The sequence below is a fragment of the Thauera sp. AutoDN2 genome, assembly GCF_051280715.1.
In the GTDB taxonomy this organism is placed as follows: Bacteria; Pseudomonadota; Gammaproteobacteria; order Burkholderiales; family Rhodocyclaceae; genus Thauera.
The window spans coordinates 1-1,738 of sequence record NZ_JBNCAR010000092.1; the positions used below are offsets into that span (position 1 = coordinate 1).

Genomic DNA, 1,738 nt, shown 5'->3' on the forward strand with positions numbered 1-1,738 from the left:
CATGGTAAGGCCAACGCTCGTCGTTCCGGCAGCTGACCGCACAAAGGTGGCGCCGCCATGCATTCGCGCGATCGCAGCTACGATCGCCAAGCCGAGCCCGTGGTTATGGTCGCGATGTTCGCGGGCCCCATCAACCCGATAAAAGCGGTCGAATAGACGAGGCAAATGCTCCGGGGGGATGACAGGGCCCGTGTTGCTGACAGACAGGCAAATGCGGCCATCTGCGTCCTGCTTGATATCGACCTCGATCACCGATCCGCGCTCTGCAAAACGGGTCGCATTGGCGAGCAGGTTCGAGAGCGCACGCCTAACCAACCCAGCATCGACTGTGCCCATGCCGTCACCGCGTAAGCGCGCAGTCACGCCGGCCTCCTGCATTGACGCTTCGTGGAATTCGATGACCTCGGACACCAGTTCGGCCAGGCTATCCACACGGTGGCGACGGGCGCGCTCCCCGCGATCGGCCCGGGACAAGAACAACATGTCATTGACCAGCCCCGCTAAAAGTTGAAGATCCTCGAGGTTCGATCCGAGCACATCGCGCAGTTCGGCGACATCGCGCTGACGACTCAGAGCTAGCTCGGTCTCACCAATCAAGGTCGCCAGCGGTGTGCGCAGCTCGTGAGCGACATCGGCGTTGAACCCTTCCAGTTGTTGATATGCGCGGTTCAATCGAACCAGGAGCGCGTTGAATTGTGTGACCAACGGCTGAAGCTCCTGTGCCTGGGCGGAGCCGTCAAGCGGCTGTCCAACGCTTTCCGGGCTTAGGGCCGCTGCTTGTCGAGCCAGGTCGCGAACAGGCAAGAGCGCTCTACGAACGAGCCATGCGCCGCCCACTGAGATGGCCGCCGCTCCACCAAGGGCGCTCGCGAGTAGCGTCCAGGCCAACTGCTCCAAAAGCAGCGCGTCGGCGCTGCTGTCGAGTATCAATTCGGCGCGCAGCATGGTTGTGGGCGACCATGGCACGGAGATTTCGAACTCATCCCGCCGCAGGATTGCGCCGGGGCTTGAACGCGCCGGAGTTGCGTACAGAAGAGCGTCAGATCCCTGGATCAGCCGTAACTCGAGGTTGGCATGGCCCACAAAGAAGTCGTCGAGCTTGTGACGCAGGCTCGGCAACGCGTCCCGCGTTGCGATCTCGCCGACGAGATGGCGCACTATGTCCCGCTTGTGCCGCAGTTCGTCCGTCTGCTTGTTGGAGAGATTTAGACTCGCGCCCACGTAAACGATCGAGCAGACCAAGCCGAGCCCCAGCGAGGCCAGCACGGCGAGCCACCACGATAACCAGCGGCTAAGCGAACGCGGATTGCGCATTCTCAGGGCTTCCGGTCCTCAAGGACGTATCCCATGCCGCGCACGGTATGCAACAACTTCTTCTCGAAAGCGTCGTCGATCTTGCCGCGCAACCGGCGCACCGCAACTTCGACCACGTTCGTATTGCTGTCGAAATTCATGTCCCACACCTGCGCTGCGAGCGCGGTACGGGAAAGGACCTGCCCTTGCCGGCGCAGCAGCAACGTCAGCAACGTGAACTCCTTGGCGGTCAGGTCGAGGCGCTGCCCGGATCGTGACGCCTTGCGCCGAACCAGGTCGAGTTCGAGGTCCGCCAAACGGAGCACCGTTGAATCCTGGCTATCCGAGCGCAAGGCACCGCGCCGCAACAAGGCCTGCACGCGAGCGAGCAACTCGGACAGAGCAAACGGCTTCACCAGGTAATCGTCGGCACCCGCCTGCAGGC

Annotated in this window: 2 protein-coding genes; both read right to left on the reverse strand. The window is 62.4% G+C overall.

Features of this window, described 5'->3' with window-relative positions; translation table 11 throughout:
- Positions 1-1,314: heavy metal sensor histidine kinase (locus tag ACPT9U_RS17605; RefSeq protein WP_435751907.1), on the reverse strand; the 1,314-nt coding region annotated here is incomplete at its 3' end.
- Between the two features lie 2 nt (positions 1,315-1,316).
- Positions 1,317-1,738: winged helix-turn-helix domain-containing protein (locus ACPT9U_RS17610; protein WP_435751908.1), on the reverse strand; the 422-nt coding region annotated here is incomplete at its 5' end.